General features: G+C 46.0%; 30 protein-coding genes. 24 read left to right on the forward strand and 6 right to left on the reverse strand.

The window, feature by feature from the left end; all coding sequences use genetic code 11:
• Nucleotides 1–14 precede the first annotated feature (14 nt).
• Nucleotides 15–1,367, reverse strand: a complete 1,353-nt coding sequence (locus Q5L94_RS00855) for a S41 family peptidase (RefSeq protein WP_317496615.1) — start codon at nucleotides 1,365–1,367, stop codon at nucleotides 15–17.
• A gap of 130 nt (nucleotides 1,368–1,497) precedes the next feature.
• Between Q5L94_RS00855 and nagZ the strand changes: the two genes are divergently transcribed.
• Entirely contained in the window at nucleotides 1,498–2,490 is a 993-nt protein-coding gene (nagZ, locus tag Q5L94_RS00860) for a beta-N-acetylhexosaminidase (protein ID WP_317496616.1), read from the forward strand.
• A gap of 14 nt (nucleotides 2,491–2,504) precedes the next feature.
• Here the strand turns inward: nagZ and queC are convergent, their stop codons facing one another.
• A complete protein-coding gene (queC, locus tag Q5L94_RS00865; RefSeq protein ID WP_317496617.1) occupies nucleotides 2,505–3,161 on the reverse strand; it encodes a 7-cyano-7-deazaguanine synthase QueC in 657 nt (218 codons plus the stop codon).
• A gap of 62 nt (nucleotides 3,162–3,223) precedes the next feature.
• Here queC and queE point away from each other — a divergent pair, with 62 nt between their 5' ends.
• The 13 genes from queE (at nucleotide 3,224) to Q5L94_RS00930 (ending at nucleotide 12,919) form a co-directional block, all read left to right on the forward strand.
• Nucleotides 3,224–3,895, forward strand: coding sequence for a 7-carboxy-7-deazaguanine synthase QueE (gene queE, locus Q5L94_RS00870; protein ID WP_411161928.1), 672 nt, complete (start codon nucleotides 3,224–3,226; stop codon nucleotides 3,893–3,895).
• A 95-nt stretch (nucleotides 3,896–3,990) separates the two neighbouring features.
• Nucleotides 3,991–4,269: a Flp family type IVb pilin gene (locus Q5L94_RS00875; RefSeq protein WP_011234161.1), complete on the forward strand. Its 279-nt coding sequence runs from the start codon at nucleotides 3,991–3,993 to the stop codon at nucleotides 4,267–4,269.
• Nucleotides 4,266–5,489: a Tad domain-containing protein gene (locus Q5L94_RS00880; protein WP_317496619.1), complete on the forward strand. Its 1,224-nt coding sequence runs from the start codon at nucleotides 4,266–4,268 to the stop codon at nucleotides 5,487–5,489. The genes Q5L94_RS00875 and Q5L94_RS00880 overlap by 4 nt, the downstream gene beginning before the upstream one ends.
• Nucleotides 5,476–6,015, forward strand: coding sequence for a hypothetical protein (locus Q5L94_RS00885; protein ID WP_317496620.1), 540 nt, complete (start codon nucleotides 5,476–5,478; stop codon nucleotides 6,013–6,015). The genes Q5L94_RS00880 and Q5L94_RS00885 overlap by 14 nt, the downstream gene beginning before the upstream one ends.
• A 2-nt stretch (nucleotides 6,016–6,017) precedes the next feature.
• On the forward strand, nucleotides 6,018–6,518 hold the full coding sequence (locus Q5L94_RS00890) for a hypothetical protein (RefSeq protein WP_317496621.1): 501 nt from the start codon (nucleotides 6,018–6,020) through the stop codon (nucleotides 6,516–6,518).
• Between the two features lie 110 nt (nucleotides 6,519–6,628).
• Nucleotides 6,629–7,135 (forward strand): hypothetical protein, encoded by a 507-nt coding sequence (locus Q5L94_RS00895; protein ID WP_317496622.1) that lies wholly within the window; start codon nucleotides 6,629–6,631, stop codon nucleotides 7,133–7,135.
• A gap of 184 nt (nucleotides 7,136–7,319) precedes the next feature.
• Entirely contained in the window at nucleotides 7,320–8,027 is a 708-nt protein-coding gene (locus Q5L94_RS00900) for a Flp pilus assembly protein CpaB (protein ID WP_317496623.1), read from the forward strand.
• Complete coding sequence (locus Q5L94_RS00905; protein ID WP_317496624.1) at nucleotides 8,012–9,226, forward strand: type II and III secretion system protein family protein; 1,215 nt, start codon at nucleotides 8,012–8,014, stop codon at nucleotides 9,224–9,226. The genes Q5L94_RS00900 and Q5L94_RS00905 overlap by 16 nt, the downstream gene beginning before the upstream one ends.
• Complete coding sequence (locus tag Q5L94_RS00910) at nucleotides 9,223–10,446, forward strand: CpaF family protein (RefSeq protein WP_317496625.1); 1,224 nt, start codon at nucleotides 9,223–9,225, stop codon at nucleotides 10,444–10,446. The genes Q5L94_RS00905 and Q5L94_RS00910 overlap by 4 nt, the downstream gene beginning before the upstream one ends.
• Nucleotides 10,428–11,279: a type II secretion system F family protein gene (locus Q5L94_RS00915; RefSeq protein ID WP_317496626.1), complete on the forward strand. Its 852-nt coding sequence runs from the start codon at nucleotides 10,428–10,430 to the stop codon at nucleotides 11,277–11,279. Before Q5L94_RS00910 ends, Q5L94_RS00915 begins: the two co-directional genes overlap by 19 nt.
• Nucleotides 11,276–12,064, forward strand: coding sequence for a type II secretion system F family protein (locus Q5L94_RS00920; protein ID WP_317496627.1), 789 nt, complete (start codon nucleotides 11,276–11,278; stop codon nucleotides 12,062–12,064). The genes Q5L94_RS00915 and Q5L94_RS00920 overlap by 4 nt, the downstream gene beginning before the upstream one ends.
• The gene (locus tag Q5L94_RS00925) at nucleotides 12,061–12,453 is read left to right on the forward strand and encodes a DUF192 domain-containing protein (protein ID WP_317496628.1); all 393 of its coding nucleotides are present in this window, start codon (nucleotides 12,061–12,063) and stop codon (nucleotides 12,451–12,453) included. Before Q5L94_RS00920 ends, Q5L94_RS00925 begins: the two co-directional genes overlap by 4 nt.
• A complete protein-coding gene (locus Q5L94_RS00930) occupies nucleotides 12,407–12,919 on the forward strand; it encodes a hypothetical protein (RefSeq protein WP_317496629.1) in 513 nt (170 codons plus the stop codon). Before Q5L94_RS00925 ends, Q5L94_RS00930 begins: the two co-directional genes overlap by 47 nt.
• On the opposite strand, the gene smpB is transcribed toward Q5L94_RS00930, so the two are convergent.
• Complete coding sequence (gene smpB / locus Q5L94_RS00935; protein WP_034820895.1) at nucleotides 12,861–13,340, reverse strand: SsrA-binding protein SmpB; 480 nt, start codon at nucleotides 13,338–13,340, stop codon at nucleotides 12,861–12,863. The genes Q5L94_RS00930 and smpB overlap by 59 nt on opposite strands.
• A 107-nt stretch (nucleotides 13,341–13,447) precedes the next feature.
• Here smpB and Q5L94_RS00940 point away from each other — a divergent pair, with 107 nt between their 5' ends.
• The 3 genes from Q5L94_RS00940 to sixA are packed head-to-tail and all read left to right on the forward strand — an operon-like array spanning nucleotide 13,448 to nucleotide 14,728.
• Nucleotides 13,448–13,894 carry a type II toxin-antitoxin system RatA family toxin gene (locus Q5L94_RS00940; RefSeq protein ID WP_317496630.1) on the forward strand — a complete coding sequence of 149 codons (447 nt, stop codon included), beginning with the start codon at nucleotides 13,448–13,450 and terminating at the stop codon, nucleotides 13,892–13,894.
• The gene (locus Q5L94_RS00945) at nucleotides 13,872–14,249 is read left to right on the forward strand and encodes an RnfH family protein (RefSeq protein ID WP_114981510.1); all 378 of its coding nucleotides are present in this window, start codon (nucleotides 13,872–13,874) and stop codon (nucleotides 14,247–14,249) included. The genes Q5L94_RS00940 and Q5L94_RS00945 overlap by 23 nt, the downstream gene beginning before the upstream one ends.
• Nucleotides 14,246–14,728, forward strand: coding sequence for a phosphohistidine phosphatase SixA (sixA, locus tag Q5L94_RS00950; protein WP_114981509.1), 483 nt, complete (start codon nucleotides 14,246–14,248; stop codon nucleotides 14,726–14,728). The genes Q5L94_RS00945 and sixA overlap by 4 nt, the downstream gene beginning before the upstream one ends.
• Before the next feature lie 3 nt (nucleotides 14,729–14,731).
• Here the strand turns inward: sixA and smrB are convergent, their stop codons facing one another.
• A complete protein-coding gene (gene smrB / locus Q5L94_RS00955) occupies nucleotides 14,732–15,295 on the reverse strand; it encodes an endonuclease SmrB (protein ID WP_317496631.1) in 564 nt (187 codons plus the stop codon).
• 86 nt (nucleotides 15,296–15,381) lie between these two features.
• Between smrB and prmB the strand changes: the two genes are divergently transcribed.
• The 5 genes from prmB to Q5L94_RS00980 are packed head-to-tail and all read left to right on the forward strand — an operon-like array spanning nucleotide 15,382 to nucleotide 19,239.
• Nucleotides 15,382–16,311, forward strand: coding sequence for a 50S ribosomal protein L3 N(5)-glutamine methyltransferase (gene prmB / locus Q5L94_RS00960; RefSeq protein ID WP_317496632.1), 930 nt, complete (start codon nucleotides 15,382–15,384; stop codon nucleotides 16,309–16,311).
• Nucleotides 16,311–17,399 carry a chorismate synthase gene (aroC, locus tag Q5L94_RS00965; protein ID WP_317496633.1) on the forward strand — a complete coding sequence of 363 codons (1,089 nt, stop codon included), beginning with the start codon at nucleotides 16,311–16,313 and terminating at the stop codon, nucleotides 17,397–17,399. Before prmB ends, aroC begins: the two co-directional genes overlap by 1 nt.
• 6 nt (nucleotides 17,400–17,405) lie before the next feature.
• A complete protein-coding gene (locus Q5L94_RS00970; protein WP_317496634.1) occupies nucleotides 17,406–17,945 on the forward strand; it encodes an elongation factor P hydroxylase in 540 nt (179 codons plus the stop codon).
• Nucleotides 17,946–17,965: 20 nt separating this feature from the next.
• Nucleotides 17,966–18,094 carry an entericidin A/B family lipoprotein gene (locus Q5L94_RS00975; RefSeq protein WP_110012565.1) on the forward strand — a complete coding sequence of 43 codons (129 nt, stop codon included), beginning with the start codon at nucleotides 17,966–17,968 and terminating at the stop codon, nucleotides 18,092–18,094.
• A gap of 2 nt (nucleotides 18,095–18,096) precedes the next feature.
• Nucleotides 18,097–19,239, forward strand: coding sequence for an ATP-NAD kinase family protein (locus Q5L94_RS00980; RefSeq protein ID WP_317496635.1), 1,143 nt, complete (start codon nucleotides 18,097–18,099; stop codon nucleotides 19,237–19,239).
• A gap of 12 nt (nucleotides 19,240–19,251) precedes the next feature.
• On the opposite strand, the gene Q5L94_RS00985 is transcribed toward Q5L94_RS00980, so the two are convergent.
• The gene (locus tag Q5L94_RS00985) at nucleotides 19,252–19,572 is read right to left on the reverse strand and encodes a 2Fe-2S iron-sulfur cluster-binding protein (protein WP_317496636.1); all 321 of its coding nucleotides are present in this window, start codon (nucleotides 19,570–19,572) and stop codon (nucleotides 19,252–19,254) included.
• 108 nt (nucleotides 19,573–19,680) lie between these two features.
• On the opposite strand from Q5L94_RS00985, the gene Q5L94_RS00990 reads away from it, so the two are divergent.
• Both Q5L94_RS00990 and gpt read left to right on the forward strand, forming a co-directional pair.
• A complete protein-coding gene (locus Q5L94_RS00990) occupies nucleotides 19,681–20,973 on the forward strand; it encodes an NCS2 family permease (RefSeq protein WP_317496637.1) in 1,293 nt (430 codons plus the stop codon).
• 7 nt (nucleotides 20,974–20,980) lie between these two features.
• On the forward strand, nucleotides 20,981–21,466 hold the full coding sequence (gpt, locus tag Q5L94_RS00995) for a xanthine phosphoribosyltransferase (protein ID WP_317496638.1): 486 nt from the start codon (nucleotides 20,981–20,983) through the stop codon (nucleotides 21,464–21,466).
• Nucleotides 21,467–21,545: 79 nt separating this feature from the next.
• On the opposite strand, the gene Q5L94_RS01000 is transcribed toward gpt, so the two are convergent.
• Nucleotides 21,546–23,249, reverse strand: coding sequence for a proline--tRNA ligase (locus Q5L94_RS01000; RefSeq protein WP_317496639.1), 1,704 nt, complete (start codon nucleotides 23,247–23,249; stop codon nucleotides 21,546–21,548).
• Nucleotides 23,250–23,280 lie beyond the last annotated feature (31 nt).

The raw sequence follows: 23,280 nt of genomic DNA on the forward strand, positions 1-23,280 counted from the left end.
TCCTGCATATAACCTTACTGCAGGGACTCGCGCTTATCCTTCATGTTGTGAATAGGTTTAACAAAAGAGCGCGCCTGAGCGCTCTTTTTTATTTCTGCGCTGGCGGAGTCTACCGGGCAACTGCCGGTGCTAATGTATGTATTGGCTGCCGCCGTTAATGGGTCCTCTGGGCTTCCCCAGTCAGCGACCAACTGGTCTTCAACCGAACAGGTTGGTGTCAGACCATTGTAGTATTTCCCTTCACCTTCTGAATTGACAGTTTCAAAGTTAATGGCAAAAGTGACTTTATCGCACAACTCGGCGGGCTGTTGTCCAACTGGTTTACCGCAAGTTGGCTGGCCTAACGTGACTACCTCTATATGAGGTTTTAAAGAGTTAATAATGATTTCTGAAGACGAACAACTGCTGCCGGTGGTCAACACAAACACCCGGTCTAAATCAAGTTGCTCGACACCATCGACCAAACTAAAAGGGAGTGTCTGGTTCTGGTCGCTGTTCTGCTCGTTAAAGCGGTATTGCAAAAAGGTTTTCCCCTCAACATTCGTGCCCGCAGTCTGAGTTGCAATTTGATTGGCATAACGAATTAAGCCCCCGCCGTTATAGCGCACGTCAATGACTAAATGGTTAATGCCTTCGCTGGCAAATTGGTCAAATGCGGTATTTAAATCTGCGCCAGTGCGGTTAATGAATGAGTCCAGTGCAAAGTAACCAACCGTGTCACCATTTTGCTCGTAAGTTTGAGCTCCCATAACGGTATTGGTTTCTACTTCAACTTTGCTCAACAACTCGGTCTGCTCGGTTCCATCCGGCTTTTGCCAGGTAATTTCACGGCTCAGACCTTGCTCACTCGGCCCCACGGCTTCGTTGAACTCTCCATTGGCCAATAATTCAGAAACGGATACGCCATCAATAGCCAGAATTTCGTCAGCACGCTCCATACCTGCAGCGGCAGCAGGCGAACCGTCATAAACAAAACGAATTTTTACCCGGCTGGCGCTAATTTGCTCCATAGAAAAACCAAACCCGAAATAAGTGGCACTGACAAACAAGCTATCGTATTCCTCTTCTGTAAGAATATAGCTGTAGGTATCCTCCGGTACGCGTAATTCTTCAAGAACCGCATAAACGTCGTCAAAGGCCTCAGGGTCTAAGCTGTTCTGTAGCTGGCTTGCCCAGAAGTAATCCTCTTTCATGTCCTCGAAAAATTTTTTATTTTGATATTCAGCGGAACAAAAAGCGTAATTATTGTCACCACCACCGGCAGAGCCACCGGAGCTGCCGCTGTCTGAGATGCCGCTGTCTGAACCGCCGCAGGCCGACAGTGCTAAAGTGATACCAATACATAAAAGCGATTTTTCGAGTTTCATATCGCGCCTCTTTTGTTGTAATAATGTTAATTTAGCACAGCGAACGAAAAGATAAACAAGGAACATGGCGTCTTTACTGAACTCATGGCAAACTGCTGACTATTGAAAACCAAACGAGAAAGCCGCTGTTATGGCACAACTAATGATAGATATTGCGGGCACAGAGCTGACCGCGGAGGATAAAAAACTTCTTGCGGCACCGGCCGTAAACGGACTCATTCTGTTTACACGGAATTTTGCCTCGCTGGAACAACTGCAGGAGTTAATACGTGAGGCTCGAGCCGCCGCGGCTAAGCCGTTGCTTATTGCAGTTGACCACGAAGGCGGGCGGGTGCAACGCTTCCGTCAAGGCTTTAGCGCCATTCCATCTATGGGCTCGCTGCAAAAAATTGAAGATGAAGACGAACGCCAGCGCGCCGCGCGTGACTTAGGCTGGTTAATGGCTGCAGAGGTTCAGGCTGTGGGCATAGATATCAGTTTTGCCCCGGTATTGGACGTAGCCGACTGCAGTGACGTTATTGGTGACCGTGCATTTTCTGCGGTGCCTTCGGAGATTTCTAAGGTGGCGTCTTCCTTTATGGAAGGCATGCATGAAGCCGGTATGGCTTGTACGGGTAAGCATTTTCCCGGACACGGTTCCGTTCAGGCAGATTCTCACATTGCCATTCCGGAAGACGACCGTACCTTAGAGCAAATTCGCGCGCACGATTTAAAGCCGTTTTTGTCATTAAGCCAGAAATTGGACGGCATAATGCCGGCTCACGTTATTTACCCGCAAATAGACCCACAACCCGCCGGTTTCAGCGAGTTCTGGCTACAGCAAATACTGCGCAGCGAACTGCAGTTTAATGGCACTATTTTTAGTGACGACTTGTCTATGCAGGGCGCAACCGTTGCTGGTGACATGCAGCAGCGCGCTGTGGCGGCGCTAAAGGCTGGCTGCGACATGATTCTGGTGTGTAATGACAGAGCCGGAGCGGTACAAGTACTGGACGCTAACTTACCCGCCACTGAGCCGGAAAGTGCGCAGCGCGTGAACCGAATGCTGATGTCATCGTCGGCGGTGTCGCTCGAAGAGTTAAAACGCACCGAGCGCTGGGAACAAGCCCAGCGCTGGCTGTAGGTTATTTGTAGCTTTTATTCGTATGCAATAGGGTCTTCAATGCCGTTGGCGGCGAAGGCCTCTAAACGTTCCTGGCAGGCACCGCATTTACCACAGGCTTTGTCGCGGCCGTTGTAGCAAGTCCAGGTTTGGCTGTAGTCCAGCCCCATTTTAATGCCGTCGGCTAAAATCGCGTTTTTGTCCACGTCTAAATAAGGCGCGTGCACCGCTACCGGCTCGTAGTTCGCCATTTTACTCACTACATCCATTTGGCGTACAAACTCAGGGCGACAGTCCGGGTAAATAGCGTGGTCACCCGAATGCGCACCGTAATACACCGCAGAGGCCTCTTCAGACACCGCGTAACCAATGGCCAGTGACAGTAAAATCATATTGCGGTTAGGTACCACAGTGGATTTCATCGACTCTTCTTCGTAGTGGCCTTCAGGAATGTCTATGTCGTCGGTTAGCGAGCTACCCGACAGTAGCGAGTTAATAGCGGTAATATCCACCACTTTGTGGGGTATTCCATGCTGTTTACAGACGTTAGCCGCAACTTCTAGTTCTTTGACATGGCGTTGTCCGTAGTTAAACGACAGAGCCAGTACCTCTTTTCCCTCGGCCAGGGCTTTGTGCAAAACGGTAAAAGAGTCCATTCCGCCTGAATAAATAACAACGACCTTTTGCGACATGCTGTAACTCCCCGTATAATCCGCATTCACTCATGTTAACCAAAGCCATTTTAACGGAAGCTATGTCTTACCGCATCAACGAAATTTTTGAAACCTTGCAAGGCGAGGGCACCTTTACCGGCGTGCCATCTATTTTTCTGCGTTTGCAGGGTTGTCCTGTGGGCTGCCCCTGGTGCGATACTCAGCACACATGGGAAACCAACCCCAGCGACCAGGTAAGCATAGACGCATTAATGGCAAAAACCGAAGCCTCGTCAAAATGGTCAGAAATGACCGACGAGGACGTTATTGCGCGCTTTGAACAAGAAGGTTACTCCGCCAAACACGTGGTAATAACCGGCGGTGAACCCGCTATGTTTGACTTACTGCCGCTTGGCGAAGCTTTAGAAGCCAAAGGCTACCAGCTGCAAATAGAAACCAGCGGTACCTTTGAGCTAAAAGTAACCGACAATACCTGGGTAACAGTATCGCCCAAGCTGGATATGCCCGGTGGTTATTTAGTGCGCCCCGACTGCATGGCACGCGCTAATGAAATAAAGCACCCCATAGCCATGCAAAAGCACATAGACGCGTTAGATTCCTTACTAGAACGCTGCCCGCCCAAAGCAGATGCCATTATTTGTCTGCAACCCATAAGCCAGCGCCCACGCGCCACAGAGCTTGCCATGAAAACCTGCATAGCGCGCAACTGGCGCCTTTCCGTGCAGATGCATAAATATCTTAATATTGAGTAAGACATTTGCTACTTCTGATCTGATCCTCTAAAACTCGTTCTATACTTCCTGACTTCAACGCCAATTGTGGTGTTGATTATTGCCAGGAGGGAATTATGAATACGCATTTAGCTCGGCGTTCTCGTGGTCAGGGAATGACGGAGTACATCATTATTGTCGCTTTGATTGCCGTTGCTGCAATCGGAGTCTATTCACTTTTTGGTAAGTCCATACGTAACCAGGTGGCTGGACTTGCTCAAGAAATGACAGGTCAATCATCTACGCAACAATTAAACAGAGCTCGGCAGTCTTCAAGACGCGCCGGAACTGTGGCCAATACTGAAGTAAACCTCGGAAATTATGACGAGGCCACTGAGCAAGGCAAGAAGAAATGATTGCTTTGGAAAAATCCAACACGCGAATAAAAGGACAAACCCTGATTTTAATGGTCGGGGTTTTGTTACTCGTTTCGATGTTGCTTTTCGCTGTGACCGATATGGGGAAGCACGCCAGGCGCCAGTGGTACTTGCAAAGTGTTGCTGATAACGCGGCTTATAGCGCAGCTGTCGCTATGTCCCGGCAAATGAATTTCTTGGCTTTGACAAACCGTGCGCTTATTGGAAACCAGGTAGCAATAGCTCAGTGGGTTGGTCTAGCGAGCTATATGTCTATGTTGGATCGCACCGCGGATAATTTAGAGGGAGTGACCTCATTCATTCCTTATTTGGGGCAAATAACCAGAGTGTTATCCACCATTCTCGACCGAGTCGAAGAAGGTTATCAGCAATTGGCGCGTGTCTTAATCCGTTTCCAATCGGCTGTGATACAAGGAATATCAGCGGCACAGAGGCTTTTAGATGCAAGTTTCGTCATGGAGCTACCACTTCTTATTCAAGATATCGTTTCTAAGCATTCTGGAGAGCTAAGTTGGGAAGCGTATCAGGGAGGTGGTGTCGTGCCATTCCCAACTCTTTGGTGGCGCAAAACAGAAGTCCGTAAAACCAGTAACGAAAGAGAATCAAAAGAACTAGAAGAGTTGACACTGAAAAGTCTGGATCCCTTCAGTAAATCTAGAGGATATAACTGGATAGACATATTCACTCATAAAATAGTAAAGCGCGGTGGAACAGAATTATCAAGAAACAGAAACGGAGGCTGGGACTGGCATGCGCTGGATTCAGTTTCTCTTCACGGACGAAAATGGTTTTTTGGAAGTTATAGGGAGCAATTGCCATTAGGTTGGGGCGCTAAAGCACAGAAACAAAAACGTTATCATCGTTCCGGTTATGGGGGCGCGTTTCAAAGTAACTCAATGTCGTCCCGACTAGGATTAGCGCAGATGGAGTCGTTTCATTCGAATCCGCAAAAGTTTAGCTATATGCGGCTAAACAACTTTTTAAAGATGAGCATGGATACGGTGATAATAAAAGTGGGGGGCAGTAACCAAGTTGCATATGCTAAAGCAAAAACGCATTTTAGTCGTCCAGACAAAATCTTCTCTAGAAAAGATGAGCTTTATGAAACGGATAACTTGTTTAATGCGCTCTGGGAGCCTCAGCTAACTTCAATATCTTATAAAGATAAAACAGGAATTTTAGGTCGTGACGCGCTTTAAATATAAAGGTCAAGCTACTGTTGAGGTTATGTTATCAATTGGTATTTTGCTAGCTATTTATTTGTCGTTGTATCAAGTTCTTATACCTTCGGTTAACAACAGTACCGTTAACCTTATTGAGGCTCGTAAAATTATTTGGAGCAGGGTTATGGATGTTGATCGAGCTAAATTATCGGGAGAGTATCGGCTAAATAAACATACAGAAAAGCTATTTATCCCTCTAAATAAGCTTCTCCCCGTAAAGCTCCAGGGAAAAAACTTAAGAGAGTTGAAGAAATTGGATAAAAAACCTTTTTATCCAATGACTAGGTTAACCGATAGTTGGCAGGTAAAAAGCAGCGAGGAGCTATCGACTAGGCCTGCGTCTTTAGTTGTAAATAACTTACTCTCAGGAGAAATAAAAGAATTAATCCAAGATGGGCTTGGCTCAATTTTTTTGGCTAAAGAGCTTAGTTCCGATTATTTAGTTTTCGGTACGATATCTCCGGATGTCGTGCCAGAGGAAGTACTTCAAAAAAAGGAATAGTTATGGATTTACCCGTAGTTTTAGATGACTGGAGCTGGGCTGAGCAACCGATTAGCTCATCCATCAATATTGATGCTCTTTTTTTGAGAAAGCCAGAAACTCCTGACTGGAAAAAGTTGAGCCAATTTTATCCATATTGTCCCGGAGGGGAAATAATCTTTTGGCTTTGTCCAATAGAAGATACCGACTGGACGTTGTTTGAGGTAGAAAACGGACAGTGGATACTAATGCCACTGACCAAGTCTCCAGCACATGAAGAGTCTTTAAGGGGGCCTATTACTCCCATTTCAGAACATGAGAGAAATGGAGAGAAAATATGGATTTATTTGGCTAGATATCCGCTTAAACATTTACAAACCGCAATGATGTCCTATTACAGTCAAAAAGTTGATTCTTTTCAATCTATTGAGAAGGAAAATGATGTTTGGATATTAAAAGAGAATATGGGGCGCGTAATTTTTTCTGAGCAAGGTGAGTATGTGATTCTGGCTCATTTTTTATGAGGAAGATTTTAGTCATGTTTCGATACGAACAACGAAACAGACTTAGCTAACATGCACGCGAGTACAGCGGTAATAAGTCATGGTTGAAGCTTTAATTGAGGTATATAAATATGATTTCTGATATTCCTGCAGGGTTTGATAAATGGGAATGGTCTGAAATACCAATTTCTCAGAATGCGACGGCTACTGCTTATTTTTTACAAAGTCCTAATGTTCCAGACTGGAGCGTTATTGAAGATTTCTATTCCTACTGTCCTGCTCCTCATGGAGATTTTTGGATTTGTCCAATTGGAGAAGACAACTGGACTTTCTTCAAAGGAAATGATGGTTCATGGATTTTAAGTAAAATAATTCTTCCGCATATGGAAAAGCCTAAGCTTGACGGGCCTTTTCATGCCATTTCAAAAAGCCAGAAAAATGGAAAAGAGGTCTGGGTTTATTTATCGACATTCAAATTCAAAGATATAAAAAAAGTATTAAAATTTACTTACAGCCAAAAAATAGATTCTTTTCAATCGATTGAGAAACCTCATGACTTTTGGATCTTTAAAGAAGATATGGGGCGCCTAATGTTCTCCGAGCAAGGTGAGTATGTAATTTTGGTTTATGTCTTATGAGAAGAAAACAAAGTGGTCAGGCATCGACAGAGTGGTTATTGATCTCTCTCTTAATAATGACCACTTTACTTATTTTTGAAGAGCAATTTTCACTGATTGATTATTTAATTGAGACGGGTCGTAACGCGAAAGATTTTTATTATTTTATTTGGCGCTATTTAGTACTAATACCAGGAGGAGGCTCATGACAAAAAAGGCGAAATGGATTTTTGCCGTCATTTTTAGTTCAATAATTTCGATGGTGACTGTTTTTTTAATTCATCAATATCTACAGAAAGAAACTTCCCGACGACTTCAAGAGGCCTCAGGAAGTGCTGGTAGCGTTGTTGTTTTTTCCAAAGACCTTAATGCCGGAGATATTCTTGAAGTAAGCGACTTGCTGGTTCGAAAATATCCGCACGAACTTATCAATGAGCATTGGTACCTGGAGAGCTCGGCTAGTTTAGTTATCGGTAGGAAACTAAGAAATTCTGTTAAATCTGGTGAACCCGTTTCTGAACGAATTTTATCGAATAATCAGAACAGTGGTTTGTCGGAAGTTCTGCCTAATGGTTATTACGCTATCACGGTCACTACGGATAATTTAGGCCACCATAATGCGCTGCTGAAAGTCGGAGATCAGGTTGATATTGTATTTGCCGGGGATTCTTTCGAAAGTTCACGAGAGTACCTTTCTTTTGAAAAAATTGAAGTTTTCGATATCCACGGATTGCAGGAGGGATATGGTTCATATTCGCTGACATTGTTGGTGGAGCCTGAGAAGGTAGCGGCATTTACGAAAGCTATTGGAAGTCCAATGTTGGTCTGGGCGAGAAGCCGCCATTTGGATCAAGTAAGTATTTGGCATCAAGATTCTAAACAAAGCAAGGTGCAACCATGGAAGGTTCAGTAAAGTTCAAACATTACTTAGTCGTGGCTCTGTTATTGTTCGTCGTCCTTAATGCTCGGGCCGAGGTTAATCATAGCTCCTACTATCTTGAAGAAGGTGAGACTCGAATTATCAGTATAGAGCCAGGAAGCGATATACTTATCAGTGACGAGACTGTTGTAGATGTTCATGTGCTCGATAATAGCCGTGCAATTTTAAGAGGGGTGGGAGTTGGCAAAGCTGATATCTGGCTAAAATCCGAAGAGGTATTAAAAGAGTTAAAGGTTATTGTAACAGCGATCCTGGAGCTCTCCCTGGAGGGGCGTTTAGACGCTATATCTGAAGCAGAACAGACTCTTAACAAAACAGAAAAGTCCGGAATTACAGTTTTAACGGGCAAGGTATCCAAAAGAAATTACGAAGAGCTCGAGAAAATTTCCGAGAATCATGAAGAGATTTTAAATTTAACTGAATCTTTTCAGGAAGAGCCGCCGATGTTGACCTTGAGAGTCAATATTCTGGAAACCAAGCGCCAGTATCTCGAAGATCTTGGAATTAGATGGCAAGGGACAACGAGCGGCCCTACATTTTCGAGCTCTTTATCTGGTTTGTTCGAGTGGGACGCCGAAATTAATTCCCAACTGATGCTTATGCAGCGACGCGGTCTAGCCAAACTATTGGCAAATCCTGTTTTATCTACCCAAAGCGGTGAGAAGGCGACGTTTCTTGCGGGAGGGGAACTGCCTATTCCTCAAGTTGTCGCGCAGGGTATGCAGGACGTTACTTTCCGCGAATACGGCATAAGGCTTGTTATTCAGCCGGTCGTTTTAGATGACAACAGAATTAAAACGCAGCTCCACGCCGAATTAAGCAATATTGATCCTGCTGTTTCTGTTTCAGGTGTCCCCGGCATACTTAGTCGTCGTACGGAATCGGTGTTTCTTTCAAATGACGGAGACACGCTGGTTTTGTCTGGTCTTTTAAGTACAGATGAGTCAGCTCAGGATGACGAGATACCGGGCTTAGATTCATTGCCGATTATGGGAAATGCCTTCAGAAGTCAGCAGAACAGAGAGCAAACCACGGAATTAATTATTATGGTTACCGCTGAGCGTATGGATACGGCTAAAGAGCGATTGAATGATAAGCAAAAACGATTAGCGCAAAAACACGACTGGTATCAGAAAGACTCCATTTTACAGCTAAGGGAGACATTTCGATGACATCAGTAAATTTAATCAACAGCCTTAAAGAGCATTTAGATACCAGAGATCCGCGTTTTGAGTCTATGAGTGAATGTGAGTTGAGACGCTATGCTGAATCCTATTTAAAGGAAACTACAGGTGAGTCCGGAAAAGACATAGCAGATGTAGTGGCTGAAGTGATTGGTCTGGGCCCTATTGAGCGCCTTTTAGAAGATGACTCAGTAACTGAAATTATGGTTAATAGCTATGATCAGATCTATGTTGAACGCTCAGGTAAGTTGCAAAAAGCGGATGAACAATTCAGTAACGAATTTTCTCTGCGGCGGACTATCGATAAGATTGTTCTGCCTTTAGGTCGTCACGTTGATGATGCTTCGCCTATGGTCGATGCTCGTTTACCGGACGGTTCTCGCGTAAACGCTGTTTTAGGACCTTTAGCGACCAAAGGATCGTGTCTCACTATTCGAAAGTTCATTAAGAAATCTTTAACGACCAAGGACTTGGTAGATAGTGGCTCATTAACGGAGCAAGCTGCTGAATTCTTAAGGCTTGCTGTTCGTTGTCGCCAAAATATTATTGTTTCTGGCGGGACTGGAACGGGAAAAACAACCTTATTAAATATTCTGTCTCAGGCAATTCCTGAAGATGAAAGAATTATAAGTATCGAAGACGCGGCTGAACTGCGGTTAGATCACAATAATTTGATAAGTCTTGAGGCCAGACCCAAAAATCAAGAAGGGACCGGCGCTATAAATATTCGCGAGCTCGTTATTAATGCGCTGAGAATGCGTCCCGATCGACTTATTGTAGGCGAGTGCCGTGGGTCGGAAGCTTTAGACATGTTACAGGCTATGAACACTGGTCACGCGGGATCTCTGAGCACGGTTCATGCGAACAGTGCTCGCGATGCTTTAAGACGTTTGGAAATTATGGTCTTGATGGGTGGAATAGAGCTTCCTATTTCTGCGTTGCGGCAACAAATAGCCAGTGCCGTTAATATTGTGGTTCAGATAGCGCGTCTTTCTGATGGCAGAAGATCCGTGCTTAGTATCAGTGAAGTTATGGGTATAGACGATAATGTTTTACAGCTGTCACCACTATTTGAAAGGCGCAATACGACTCAGTCATTAATAAGTAATAAGACGTTATGTAAGTTTGCTGACGAACAAGGGGACGACATTCGCCAGGAGGTCTGGGAATCGATTATGGGAGATGGGTTATGTTCATCTTCGTTTTAGCGTTCTTAATCGTTTGCAGCGGACTTTGCTGGCTATGGATCTTTTCGCATTTAACACCAAAACGATATCAGCAACTTGAAGAGAAATTGACGCTATCAACAGTACGCTCTTTAGAAGAGTTTTTCTTGAGAATGCCGGTAACAATTTTGGTCAGAAGTTATTTGGTAGTCACGCTTTTATCGCCCTTAATCGTATGGTTTTATGTTAATAGAACCTGGGCAGTAGCGACGTTTGTTATGACTCTATTGGCTCCGCCATTTGTTTATCACCATTTTAAAAAGCAACGTTACATAAAAGTTGAAAAGCAGTTGCCCGGTATGTTGATTGGCCTCAGTAACCAGTTAAGAAGTGGTACAAGTGTCGGATCAGCATTGAAGAATTTAAAAGGAACGTTACTACCTCCCTTAGGGCAAGAGGTGGACGAGCTGTTGAGGCAGGAAAAAGTGGGTAAGCCATTAACTGATTGCTTGGAAGACTGGCAGCGGAGAGTTCCTGTTTTCTCCATTAAACTGGTGGTTCAATCTTTAGTTTTAGGTTTGAAAAGTGGAGGGCAACAATCGGATTTATTTCTAAGATTGGCTGATAATCTCCAACAACAGCAGCACATAAAAGAGCGGCAGATAACGCTGACTTCACAAGCCAGGATGCAGGCTAAAATTCTCGTTATGATGCCAGTTGGATTGTATTTTCTTTTAAGTTGGATGAAACCAGAACATACAGCACTTTTTACTGAGTCACGCGTTGGTATTTTTATGCTTATAGTGGCTCTTATATTAATGGTTATTGGTGGGTGGATGGTTAAGCGAATTATGCATCCGGAAGATGAAAAATGATTATAGTTGCTGCCTTAATATTTCTCGCTACTCTTAGCTTTTCGCTTTTAGTCCCCCCTGTCTGGCAAATACTGGGGCTTGGGCAAAAGCTTGATTATGCAGTATCAAAAATTTGGTCCGTTTTACCGGAAAATGTCAAAAGATGGACTGTTCGTTACCTGGAAGTAGATTTCCTAAAAGGAGCCGGTCGATCATTTTGTTTCTGGGTTTTTATGGCATGTGTGTCAGTCTCTATCTCTCTGCTTTCTGGATTTTGGCTTTTAAGCCTTGCTTATATTCTCTTATTACTAATGATCATAAATAAGAGAAGACAGTTAGTTCTAAAAAATAACAAAGCGATAGTTCGCCAACTTCCTGATTTTTGTGATCTAATTTCTATGATGATTGCTTCAGGTATTCCGTTAATTTCCGCTTTAGAAAAGGTATCTGCGTCGTGCAGCGATCTTCTGCTGGCGCGGGAGATCACATCGATGCTCAGTCGGCTAAGGCGAGGGACAAGTTTTGCTCAGTCAATGGATGAACTGAATGAAAGGTATGACGCAAAGCAGCTCCATGAGTGGACTTCGATGCTAATAAAAGGATATCAGCAAGGAACTAGCCTAACCAAGTCGTTAAGGTTTTATGCTAATCAATTAAGACAGGATTTACTTAACTCAGCGGAGAAGAGAGCGCAAGAAGCGCCAGTAAAGCTTCTTTTTCCACTTGTAACCTGTTTTTTCCCGGTAAATTTTCTGGTTATTCTGGGGCCAGTAATTGTTCAAATAAGCCAAGGAGGGTTTGGATGACAAATGAGAAAGAAATTATATTATGGCCCAAAGTAAAAGCCATGAAAAAGTTTCATCAAAGGTTGATTGGCATGCTGGGCGAGCAGCAACCAACGACAGAGATGGCTTTTTGGTTCCCTTTTTGTAAATCAATACACACCTGGGGAATGAAAGAGCCAATTGATGTTGTAGCCTTTGACAAAGGAAACAACATTATAGAGATTCGCCGATTCATTTGTCCCAACGAAATGGCCCGTTTTAAAGGGGCTCACGGATTAATTGAAATGGCTGCTGGAAACTTTTGGCCTTTAGAAAAATGGGTTGGGAACAAACTAAAGTTTATTAATAAGCATGGAGAGCTAAATGAAAACAAGCATTTTGATTGCTGTATTGCTATTGAGCTTAACTAATCAAGGCTGCAGTGCGACAGTAGAAGAGAGGCAAGTTAGGGAACAGAGTCTGGAAAGCGCCATTAACTGGTATAAGGATGGGGATCTTTTATCAGCAGAACAGCACTTGCAATGGTTACATCGTAAGGGGTTAGGAACGGATAAAAGTTGGGCTCTGCTCGGTAATATTTACTTTAGACAGTATCGTTTTGAAGCTAGTGAATCAGCTTACGGGCGATCCCTGAAATTTAATTCCTCTGACCGGAATGTGTGGTTTAACCTGGCATTACTCAACTTACGTCAGACCACCAACATTCTTATGGATGCTCGGGTTGAGCTGGATACATTTGACGGAGAGCTTGAAAGGCTACTCAATCAACTATTGAAACTTCAACAGGCACGCCTGAATGACGCACCTGAAGTTCCAATTAACGCACCGAATGCTTCATTATCCGAGCTTTCTGGCGTTGCCAGTCGCGCTCTTTAATGGTGTCGCGTTTGTCGTGTGACTTTTTACCCTGGGCTAAAAATATTTCCAGTTTTGCCCATGGGCCTTTCCAGTACATGGTTGTGGCAACTATGGAATAGCCCTCACGCTCTGAGGCGCCAATAAGCTTATCCAGCTCGCGGCGCTTCAGTAGCAGTTTACGGCTGCGGTCGGGCTCGCAGTAAACGTGGCTTGAGGCTTGGTTAAGTGGCTGAATTTCGGCACCCAAAAGGTAAGCCTCGCCATTTTTTATAATGACGTAGCTGTCGCTTATGTTGACCTTGCCAGCCCGTATGCTCTTAATTTCCCAGCCCTGCAAACTGACACCCGCCTCGAACTTGTCTTCAAGGAAGTATTCATGCCGCGCTTTTTTATTACGAGCGATGGTATTGGATGATTGTTGTGGTTTCTTTTTACTCATGACAGCCATTATACCTATGCGCACTGAAAAGAAAATTGCTTTAAGGGCTTCAAAGCGTTTCTGGTTGCGTTATTATTGCGCAGTTGATTTTAGTCGTAGGTAAAAAAATGCCGAGTATCGAGAAAAGTGCTTTAGTTTCGTACAGCGCAAAACAAATGTTCGACCTCGTTAACCACGTTGAAGCTTACCCGGAGTTTGTACCCGGATGTGCTGCTGCGCGGGTGCTGGAGTCGTCCAGCCAACAAAAAGTGGCTGCGTTAGACATAAGCAAGGCGGGTATCAGCAAAACCTTTACTACCCGCAATACGCTGCACGAACCCGAACGTATAGACATGGACCTGGTAGACGGACCATTCAAAAAATTAACTGGTGGCTGGGTATTTACGCCACTGGCCGACGACGCCTGCAAAGTTGAGCTTAAGCTGGACTTTGATTTTTCCAGTCGCTTGCTGGGCATGGCCTTTGGTAAAATATTTAAAGAAGTGACTTCCCGTATGGTTGATGCCTTTGTGAAAAGGGCGGAGCAGGTGTATGGAAACCAGCATGGGCAATAAACTCACTATTGAAGTGGCTTACGCTACTCCTGACAAGCAAGTGCTGCTAACGGTGCATCCGCAAGAGGGCGCAACGGTAGAAGAGTGCATACGAATGTCGGACGTGTTCGAGCAGTTTCCGGAAATTGATCTTGAACAGCAAAAAGTGGGTATCTGGAATAAGACGGTGAAGTTAAATGCGCAACCGCGAGACGGTGACCGCATTGAGATTTATCGTCCGCTCATTGCCGATCCAAAAGCCGTACGCAAACGTCGTGCGGAAGAAGCCAAACAGTCCGGCCGGGCTAATCGGGTTACCGGTGGCCGACCTGACACAAATCGCCGAACGCAGGCCGAGGAGTCTAAGCCAGAATGAAGCTGTATATCATGCGTCATGGTGAAGCAAACTACCCACAGGGCAGTTATTCTGATCGCGAGCGCCGTTTAACCACCAACGGTGAACACGAAGTTATAACCACGGCGAAATGGCTGATAGATAAACAGCCGAAAGTTGACTGTGTTTATGTCAGCCCTTATATACGCGCTCAGCAAACGGCTTCTATCTTATTGTCGCATCTGAAAACCGGGCAGAAGCAAAATTGCGATGACATTACGCCCGATGGTCATGCCGGTTCGGTTGTCAGTTGGTTGGCCGCAGAAATTCAGCAGCACGGTTATGAAAGTGTGGTGTTGGTGTCGCACATGCCGCTAGTGAGTTATTTAGTGCATGAGCTGGATGCCAGCGTGCAGCCTCCTATTTTTCCGACAGCGGGTATTGCGGTTGTCGACTTTTCGCCGGAAACTTTACGCGGCAAATTTCAGCAGCTGTTAATAGCAGAGCGGTGTGCGGGCTAATTACTAGCTCGCAACTTTTAACAGTACCAATAGCGACGCCGCGCCACCCCATTCCAGCGGCGCCTGATGGAACGCCCGAACATGCGGATGCTGCACCAGCCAGTGTGGCAATTGCTGCTTTAATTTACCACTGCCGTGCCCGTGCATAATGCAGCAACAGTCTATGTGTTCGCGCTCACATGCCAGTAATAACGCCGCTAACTCCTGGCGTGCCGTGGCTAATGTCATGCCGTGTAAGTCCAGCAGTAACTCGGGTGTGTAGTCTCCCCGGCGTAACTGTTTAACCAAATACCCAGACTCCCCCTCCGCAGCAAAACGAACCGGGCCGTCGGCAAAATGGGCTTCAAAATCATCGGAAAAATAATGACTGGCCGAGCGGCTAGCATCGGCAATTTGCTGGGCGCTGGGGTGTTGCGACAACTGCCTGCGTTTACGTAATTCAGCAATTTTGGGTGGTTCCGGTGCCAGTTTGTCCTGCTTTATACGGGCAGCACCTTTTGCGGCTTCACGAAAAAGCTCGATATCGTCTTCAGAAAGTGATGATGACTGACGTTTGTTTGCAACCATGATTGATGAAAACCGCGCTGAATTAAGGTATCTTTAAGGCATTAAGTTTATTTAGTATAAAACATTCAATGGTCGGGAGACAGCCTTTGCAAGTGCGTAATCTGGAACAAGCCATTCAGGAGTTAGTAAGCATTGATGACATGACTCGCTGGAGCGTAACTCAGCTGAACCAGTCTGACGTGTATTACGGCCATGGTACTGACAACCCAATTGATGAAACACGGGTTTTGTTAAGCTATGTGCTGCAACTGACTACGGCTCAGCTGGCCGGTATGGGGCATTGCCGTTTACTCAACTCTGAGAAACAAGAGTTTGCCGAATTATTAAAGCAACGTATTGAACAGCATATTCCGGCTGCATATCTGACCCACCAGGCATGGTTTGCCGGGCTGCCATTTTATGTTGACGAACGAGTGCTGGTGCCACGCTCACCTATAGCCGAGCTTATTGAAAATGGCTTTCAGACCTGGTTAGTCGAAGCCCCGCACCGTGTTCTGGACTTATGTACCGGCGGCGGTTGTATCGCTATAGCCTGCGCCTATGCGTTTCCTGAAGCCGAGGTCGATGCGCTGGATATTTCCACGGAAGCGCTGGAAGTGGCGGAGTTCAATATTGAGCAGCACGGTTTAACTCATAGGGTTACGCCTATTCAGTCGGACTTATTCGACGCGGTAAAAGCAGAAAAATATGATTTAATTGTTACGAACCCTCCGTATGTTGATGCCGAGGATATGGCTGATCTACCGGCTGAGTATCACCATGAACCGGAACTTGGGCTGGCTGCCGGTGAAGATGGTTTAATTTTGGTAGATAAAATGCTGATGCAGGCGTCGGAATTACTGAACGATGGCGGCCTGTTTGTTTGTGAGGTGGGTAATTCAATGCCGGCTTTAGCTGAAAAGTATCCAAGAACGCCGTTTATGTGGCTTGAATTTGCTAACGGCGGCGACGGTGTATTCCTGTTGACGAAACAGCAACTCATTGAACATAAACAACGTGAAAGTAAGGCCAGCTAATGCCAGGAAACAGTTTTGGGCAGTTATTCAAAGTGACCACCTTTGGTGAAAGCCATGGGCCCTCGCTGGGTGCCGTTGTTGACGGTTGTCCTGCAGGTTTAGAGTTAACCGAAGCCGACTTACAAGACGCCTTAGACCGCCGTAAGCCCGGGCAAAATCGCTATACCACGGCACGTCGCGAGGCCGATCAAGTTAAGATCCTCTCCGGCGTGTTTGAAGGCGTGACAACCGGCACCTCCATTGGTTTGCTGATTGAAAACACCGACCAGCGTAGCCAAGATTATTCTGACATCAAAGATACCTTCCGCCCGGGTCATGCTGACTACACCTATCAACATAAGTACGGTGTACGAGATTACCGTGGTGGCGGCCGTTCTTCAGCCCGTGAAACGGCAATGCGGGTAGCCGCTGGCGCTATAGCCGATAAATTGCTGCAGCAGCAGGGCATACAGGTACAGGCAGCATTAACGCAAATGGGCGATGTTGTGGCTAGTAATATTGACTGGCAGCAGGTACGCGAGAATGAATTGTTCTGCGGTGATGCCAATGCGGTTGAAGCTATGCAGGAGCTTATTCGTCAGTTGAAAAAAGAGGGCGATTCAATTGGCGCTAAAATTCGGGTGCAGGCTACCGGTGTGCCACCGGGCTGGGGCGAACCGGTTTTTGACAGGCTGGATGCAGATTTAGCCAAAGCACTGATGAGTATTAATGCGGTAAAAGCGGTGAGTGTTGGCGACGGTTTCGAGGTGGTGAGCCAGCGAGGCAGCGAACACCGTGATGAAATGACGCCTGGCGGTTTCTTATCAAACCATGCCGGCGGAGTCTTAGGCGGTATTAGCAGTGGCCAGCCGATTTTCGCAGATATCGCACTGAAACCAACCTCAAGTATTGCTATTAGCGGGCGCACAATTGACCGCTGGGGCAACGAACAGGCCATAGTAACGAAAGGTCGTCATGATCCTTGTGTTGGTATACGTGCGGTACCTATTGTTGAAGCTATGACCAGCCTGGTGTTAGCCGACCACTGGTTACGCCAACGTGCACACAATTTAAACGTGCAAACTGAAACACCGGATATTAGTCGCTAAGCGAATATGAATAAGACGTCAGAACATCATTATGAGCGCTTAATTGACGTTTTTAAGCGCTGTTTCCGTGAAGATTACAACACAATACTGGTTGCGGGTGACGATGAGCCGTACTATCAGCCAGCAACAAAAGCAGGTGAACTGCATGAGGTGGTGTTTGCTCATGGTTTTTTTGCCTCCGCCTTACACGAGACCGCGCATTGGTGTATAGCCGGTGAAGTGCGCCGAAAGCAGTTTGATTATGGTTACTGGTACGAGCCGGATGGGCGCAACGAAGCTCAGCAAAAGTCTTTTGAACAGGTTGAGCAAAAACCACAGGCGCTGGAATGGCTGTTTTCTTTGTGTTGCGGCTTTCCATTTCAGGTAAGTGTGGATAATTTAAATGGCGTTGAGGTAGACAGGCAGGCGTTTACAGAAAAAGTGGCTGCGCAGTTAAGTCGTTTACTGGAAGAAAATACCATACCGCCACGCGCGGCACAGTTTGCAAAAGCGCTCTGTCACGACTTTAATTGTAGCTGGCCAAACGGTCAATCCGTCAATTTTTAGTCCTTGATAAGGAGTTATCTATGTTTTTAAGAGCATTGTTAGTCACCGTTGCAATACTGGGGTTAAGCGCTTGTGAAACAATAGAAGGCGCTGGCCGCGACTTGCAAAATGCCGGTGAAGCGATTGAAGATGAGGCTGATGACGAGTAGTAATGGAAACAAGTAGTAGATTAACCGTTGGTTTTATTATTAATCCGTACGCGGGTATTGGTGGCGCCTTAGCTTTGAAAGGAAGCGATGGCGCCGATATTCGCGAAAAAGCATTGGCGGCCGGGGCTGAGAAAAAGGCTGCTAAAAGAGCTGAGACCGCATTAAAGTTACTGCAGCCATACAAACAGCAACTTCATTTTGTTACTGCCGATAATGAAATGGGCGCTGATAGCCTCAAAGCGCTGGGTTTTTCATTTGATTCGGTCTACAAAGCTTCTGAAACGCCATCCTCACCAGAAGATACAAAAAAAGCGGTGTCTGAAATAGTGACTCATGACGTCGATATTCTTTTATTCGCCGGCGGAGACGGTACTGCGCGCGATATCTATCAGGTGGTTCCCGAACAACAGTTAGTTCTGGGTATACCGGCTGGCGTTAAAATTCATTCGGGTGTGTACGCTATCAGTCCAACCGGTGCCGGGCGGGTTATTGAGAAGATCCTGCAAGGCGAGTTATCCAGTATTCATAACGCCGATGTAATGGATATTGATGAAGATGCTTTCAGAAAAGGCACAGTAAAGGCCCGCCGTTTCGGTGAAATGTCGGTACCAGCCGAACTTGAATACGTTCAGGCGGTAAAAATGGGCGGTAAAGAAAGCGACGAGATGGTACTGGATGATATTGCTGCTGAAGTAACTGAGCGCATTGACGACGAGCTTTTAGTCATGGGGTCTGGCTCTACAGTAGAAGCTATTATGCAGTCTATGGGTCACGAGAACACCTTGCTTGGTGTTGACTTAGTCCAGCAGAATAACCTGCTAGCCGGTGACGTAACCGAAAGCCGTTTATACGAAGCTGTGGCTCAGCGCGAAACCGGAAGCGTCAAATTGGTTATAACCTTAATTGGCGGGCAGGGGCATTTATTGGGTCGTGGAAATCAGCAGTTAAGTCCTCGGGTTATTCGGCATATTGGCAAAGAGAACATTTGGGTGGTTGCCACTAAAACTAAGTTGCAGGCTCTGAATAACAAACCACTACGAGTCGATACGGGCGACTCTGAACTAGACCGTGAACTCTCAGGTACCATTCGGGTTATTACCGGCTACCACGACGAAGTTCTTATGCCGGTGGCAGCCGTGTATTAATTTCAGGCTTATTTAGAACTGAGTTTTCGGCATGTGTACAACTAAGCCGTCTAATTCGTCAGTGACTTCTATCTGACAGCTTAAGCGGCTATTGTCCTGCGGCTCTAAAACCATATCTATCATGTCTTCTTCCTGCTCCGACGGGGCAGGAATTTTGTTTTGCCATTCTGGCGGTATGTAACAATGGCAGGTTGCGCACGACATAACGCCGCCGCATTCGCCAATAATGCCATCAATAAAATTTTCGACAGCGGCTTCCATAACGTTGGTTCCTGCATCGACAGATGCTTCAAATTGGTTACCATCGGCATCAACAAAGTAAACGGTTGGCATGATAAATTCTGTATCCTGTTAAAAAATAAAAAGTGAGCAACAAATTCTGTAGCAGTTAGGATAAAATACCTGTCCTTTAACCACAACGCCAAACTTTCAAGGTTTCTCATGCTGGAAAAGCTGTTTTCAATAAAAGCAAGTGGTAGTTCGGTTAAGTCTGAAGTTATTGGAGGGCTCACAACCTTTCTGACTATGGCTTATATTATCTTTGTTAATCCGTCCATTTTAAGTGAAACCGGTATGGATTACGGAGCCGTATTTGTCGCTACCTGTTTGGCGGCGGCTATTGGCTGTCTGGTCATGGGGCTGTGGGCGAATTATCCGGTGGCACTGGCGCCAGGTATGGGGCTCAATGCTTTTTTTACCTACACTGTTGTTTTTAGCATGGGTTACACTTGGCAGACAGCCCTTGGAGCCGTGTTCTTTTCCGGTTGCTTATTTTTCTTGCTTTCGGCTTTGCGTGTTCGTGAATGGATCATAAAGTCCATTCCGACCACATTGCGTTTAGCTATTGCTGCAGGTATCGGGGCTTTTCTGGCGTTAATTGGCTTGCAAAATGCAAATATTATTGTGGCCAACGTCGACACCATGGTGACTTTAGGTTCTTTGTCTGAGCCCTCCGTATTGCTAGCTGCAGCGGGGTTCTTTCTCATTATTGGGTTAGTTGCGCGGCAAATACAGGGGGCGGCTTTAATCAGTATTTTGCTGGTAACCGTTATTGCCTGGGCAATGGGGTTGGTTGAATACAATGGTATTGTGTCTGCACCACCGAGTTTGCTGCCAACCTTTATGCAAATGGATTTAGCGGCAGCTTTTGATATTGGCATGTTATCGGTTATTTTTGCTTTCTTGTTTGTCGATCTGTTTGATACGTCCGGCACTTTACTGGCGGTGGCGCAGAAAGCGGGGCTGGCAAAATCCAATGGTGAAATGCCACGTTTGAATAGAGCATTAATGGCAGACAGTACGGCTACCGTTGCCGGGTCCATGCTGGGTACTTCAACTACCACCAGTTATATCGAGTCAGCTGCAGGAGTGGCATCGGGTGGTAAAACGGGGCTTGCCGCGGTGGTGGTCGGCATTTTGTTTTTATTGGCCATGTTCTTTGCGCCGCTGGCTGGTATGATCCCTGCCTACGCAACCGCAGGTGCAATCATTTATGTTGCGGTGTTAATGCTGTTTACGCTAAAAGATGTCGAATGGGACGACATTACCGAAGCCGCGCCGGTAACAGTGGTTTTACTAATGACGCCACTGACATTTTCGATAGCTGACGGCATTGCATTAGGGTTTATTAGTTACGTTGTGGTGAAATTACTGGGCGGACGCTATCAGGATTTAACACCAAGCGTCGTTTTCTTGGGCGCACTTTTTGTCGCTAAATTTATTTGGTTAGGGTAACGAAATTATGGGATGGCATTCAAACCGCGAGTTTTTTGTATCATGGGAAGAGTTGCACCGCGCAACGCGCGAACTAGCACGTCGCCAATTACCAGCGGAGCAATATAAAGGTATTATTGCGGTTAGCCGGGGCGGCTTAGTTCCGGCGGCAATTGTGTCGCGCGAGCTTAATCTTCGAGTTGTTGACTGTGTTGCTGTTAGCTCATATGACCACACAGAACAGCGTGACGATTTACAGGTAATGAAAGACGTAACGGCAACGGAAGACGGCGAAGGTTTTCTGGTCGTTGATGACTTAGTGGATACCGGTAATACGCTGAAATTCCTGCGGGAACGCTTACCGAAAGCTAAGTTTGTAACGGTGTACGCAAAACCCAGTGGTATGGAAATGGTCGACGATTTCGTTGCCGACTTAGCCCAGGACACCTGGATCCACTTTCCGTGGGATATGCACTTACATTACATTGAACCTTTGGCGGGCCAGGAGTCTTAGACTCTCTTGTTAAAAAAGTTAAGTCAAAAAAATGGCCTGATAGCGAAAACTATCAGGCCATTTTTATTAAAAGCATAAGCTAGAGTTGCTGCTGTATGAAGCTAATGCAGTCATCTAAATTGATTTTCTGCTTCTCTCCGCCTTTACGGCTTTGGTACTCAACCTGGTTTTCATCAAGGTTACGCTCACCAACCACGACTTGATGAGGAATACCTATGAGCTCCATGTCGGTAAACATGACCCCAGGGCGTTCCTTACGGTCATCAAACAGAACATCAATACCCTTAGCCTTCAAGTCAGTATAAAGCTTCTCAGCGGCTTCCTGTACTCGTGCCGATTTGTGCATATTCATTGGCACAATAACAACCTGGAAAGGCGCTAAAGCTTCAGGCCAGCAAATACCGCGCTCATCGTTATTCTGCTCTATGGCGGCAGCGACTATGCGCGAAACACCTATACCATAACAGCCCATGGTTAAGGTTTCGTGCTTACCGCTTTCAGACAACACTCCAACTTTCATAGCGTCGCTGTATTTTTTTCCGAGCTGGAAAATATGACCAACTTCAATACCGCGAGCAATTTTGACTTTGCCCTGACCACAAGGACTCGGGTCACCGGCAACGACGTTGCGAATATCGACAACGCTGAAATCACCCGTGTCACGGTTCCAGTTAACACCGGTTAGCCACTGACCATTTTCATTGGCACCACAGGCAAAATCGGCAAGGTGCGCTGCACTGCTGTCAACTAACAGAGGTAATTTCGCGTTTACAACACCAATGTAAGGGGCTTCTGCGCCGGTGGCTTTCTCTGTTTCAGTCAGGATTTCCAGCGGAGCCGCGACTTGAGCCAGTTTCTCGGCTTTTACTGTGTTCAGTTCATGGTCAGCGCGAAGAACGAGTTGAACGTATTCAGAATCAATGTCGTCCGCTGCTTTAACAATAAAAGACTTGGTTGCCTGCTGACTTTCTACCGACAAAGGCTGCAGAACAGCAGCAAGCTCGTCGCTTTGTACTTCATGCTTTTCTACTTTTTGATTCGGAGCAGGGCGCTTACCGGCAGGAGCCAGCGCTTCTGCCATTTCCACGTTTGCCGCGTAATCTGAAGAGTCAGAAAACGCGATGGCGTCCTCGCCCGAGCTTGCCAGCACATGAAACTCATGCGAGTGACTTCCGCCAATTGAGCCTGTGTCGGCTATGACCGGACGATAATCTAAACCAAGACGCTCGAAAATACGGCAGTAGGCCTGATACATATCGTCGTACGTTTTCTGCAGAGATTCGTCGGTCAAATGGAAAGAGTAGGCGTCTTTCATCAGAAATTCGCGCGCACGCATCACGCCAAACCGAGGGCGGATTTCGTCACGAAATTTAGTCTGTATTTGGAATAAGGTTAACGGCAATTGCTTGTAGCTGCTCACTTCCTTACGTACAAGTTGACTGATAATTTCTTCGTGGGTTGGCCCCAGTAAAAAGTCACGCTGGTTACGATCTTTTATACGCAGTAACTCCGGGCCGTAGTCATCCCAGCGTCCTGATTCCTGCCAAAGATCGGCGGGTTGCACCATTGGCATTAAAATTTCCAACGCGTTAACGGCTTCCATTTCTTCACGCACAACGTTTTCAACTTTGCGCATTACACGCAAACCGGTTGGCGTCCAGGTATACAACCCGGCGGCGACTTTACGGATCATACCTGCCCGCAACATCAGCTGATGACTCACGATCTCAGCATCAGAAGGTGTCTCTTTAAGCGTTGATAATAAATATTTGCTGCTGCGCATAGTCCGGCGTCTCTGCAAGTTATAGTGGTCA

Origin of the sequence: Idiomarina sp. Sol25, assembly GCF_033052775.1 — a bacterium.
Classification (GTDB): Bacteria; Pseudomonadota; Gammaproteobacteria; order Enterobacterales; family Alteromonadaceae; genus Idiomarina.

Excerpts from the sequence above, each read along its gene's own strand:
- Q5L94_RS00975 (WP_110012565.1), top strand. The coding sequence starts at position 17,966 with ATGTTTTTAAGAGCATTGTTAGTCACCGTTGCAATACTGGGGTTAAGC.
- Q5L94_RS00890 (WP_317496621.1), top strand. The coding sequence starts at position 6,018 with ATGGATTTACCCGTAGTTTTAGATGACTGGAGCTGGGCTGAGCAACCG.
- Q5L94_RS01000 (WP_317496639.1), bottom strand. The coding sequence starts at position 23,249 with ATGCGCAGCAGCAAATATTTATTATCAACGCTTAAAGAGACACCTTCT.
- Q5L94_RS00925 (WP_317496628.1), top strand. The coding sequence starts at position 12,061 with ATGACAAATGAGAAAGAAATTATATTATGGCCCAAAGTAAAAGCCATG.
- nagZ (WP_317496616.1), top strand. The coding sequence starts at position 1,498 with ATGGCACAACTAATGATAGATATTGCGGGCACAGAGCTGACCGCGGAG.
- Q5L94_RS00945 (WP_114981510.1), top strand. The coding sequence starts at position 13,872 with ATGGAAACCAGCATGGGCAATAAACTCACTATTGAAGTGGCTTACGCT.
- Q5L94_RS00875 (WP_011234161.1), top strand. The coding sequence starts at position 3,991 with ATGAATACGCATTTAGCTCGGCGTTCTCGTGGTCAGGGAATGACGGAG.
- Q5L94_RS00940 (WP_317496630.1), top strand. The coding sequence starts at position 13,448 with ATGCCGAGTATCGAGAAAAGTGCTTTAGTTTCGTACAGCGCAAAACAA.
- Q5L94_RS00895 (WP_317496622.1), top strand. The coding sequence starts at position 6,629 with ATGATTTCTGATATTCCTGCAGGGTTTGATAAATGGGAATGGTCTGAA.
- Q5L94_RS00915 (WP_317496626.1), top strand. The coding sequence starts at position 10,428 with ATGTTCATCTTCGTTTTAGCGTTCTTAATCGTTTGCAGCGGACTTTGC.
- Q5L94_RS00855 (WP_317496615.1), bottom strand. The coding sequence starts at position 1,367 with ATGAAACTCGAAAAATCGCTTTTATGTATTGGTATCACTTTAGCACTG.
- Q5L94_RS00910 (WP_317496625.1), top strand. The coding sequence starts at position 9,223 with ATGACATCAGTAAATTTAATCAACAGCCTTAAAGAGCATTTAGATACC.
- Q5L94_RS00930 (WP_317496629.1), top strand. The coding sequence starts at position 12,407 with ATGAAAACAAGCATTTTGATTGCTGTATTGCTATTGAGCTTAACTAAT.
- aroC (WP_317496633.1), top strand. The coding sequence starts at position 16,311 with ATGCCAGGAAACAGTTTTGGGCAGTTATTCAAAGTGACCACCTTTGGT.
- Q5L94_RS00970 (WP_317496634.1), top strand. The coding sequence starts at position 17,406 with ATGAATAAGACGTCAGAACATCATTATGAGCGCTTAATTGACGTTTTT.
- smpB (WP_034820895.1), bottom strand. The coding sequence starts at position 13,340 with ATGAGTAAAAAGAAACCACAACAATCATCCAATACCATCGCTCGTAAT.
- Q5L94_RS00900 (WP_317496623.1), top strand. The coding sequence starts at position 7,320 with ATGACAAAAAAGGCGAAATGGATTTTTGCCGTCATTTTTAGTTCAATA.
- queE (WP_411161928.1), top strand. The coding sequence starts at position 3,224 with ATGTCTTACCGCATCAACGAAATTTTTGAAACCTTGCAAGGCGAGGGC.
- Q5L94_RS00905 (WP_317496624.1), top strand. The coding sequence starts at position 8,012 with ATGGAAGGTTCAGTAAAGTTCAAACATTACTTAGTCGTGGCTCTGTTA.
- smrB (WP_317496631.1), bottom strand. The coding sequence starts at position 15,295 with ATGGTTGCAAACAAACGTCAGTCATCATCACTTTCTGAAGACGATATC.
- Q5L94_RS00980 (WP_317496635.1), top strand. The coding sequence starts at position 18,097 with ATGGAAACAAGTAGTAGATTAACCGTTGGTTTTATTATTAATCCGTAC.
- sixA (WP_114981509.1), top strand. The coding sequence starts at position 14,246 with ATGAAGCTGTATATCATGCGTCATGGTGAAGCAAACTACCCACAGGGC.
- Q5L94_RS00880 (WP_317496619.1), top strand. The coding sequence starts at position 4,266 with ATGATTGCTTTGGAAAAATCCAACACGCGAATAAAAGGACAAACCCTG.
- gpt (WP_317496638.1), top strand. The coding sequence starts at position 20,981 with ATGGGATGGCATTCAAACCGCGAGTTTTTTGTATCATGGGAAGAGTTG.
- Q5L94_RS00990 (WP_317496637.1), top strand. The coding sequence starts at position 19,681 with ATGCTGGAAAAGCTGTTTTCAATAAAAGCAAGTGGTAGTTCGGTTAAG.
- queC (WP_317496617.1), bottom strand. The coding sequence starts at position 3,161 with ATGTCGCAAAAGGTCGTTGTTATTTATTCAGGCGGAATGGACTCTTTT.
- Q5L94_RS00985 (WP_317496636.1), bottom strand. The coding sequence starts at position 19,572 with ATGCCAACCGTTTACTTTGTTGATGCCGATGGTAACCAATTTGAAGCA.
- Q5L94_RS00920 (WP_317496627.1), top strand. The coding sequence starts at position 11,276 with ATGATTATAGTTGCTGCCTTAATATTTCTCGCTACTCTTAGCTTTTCG.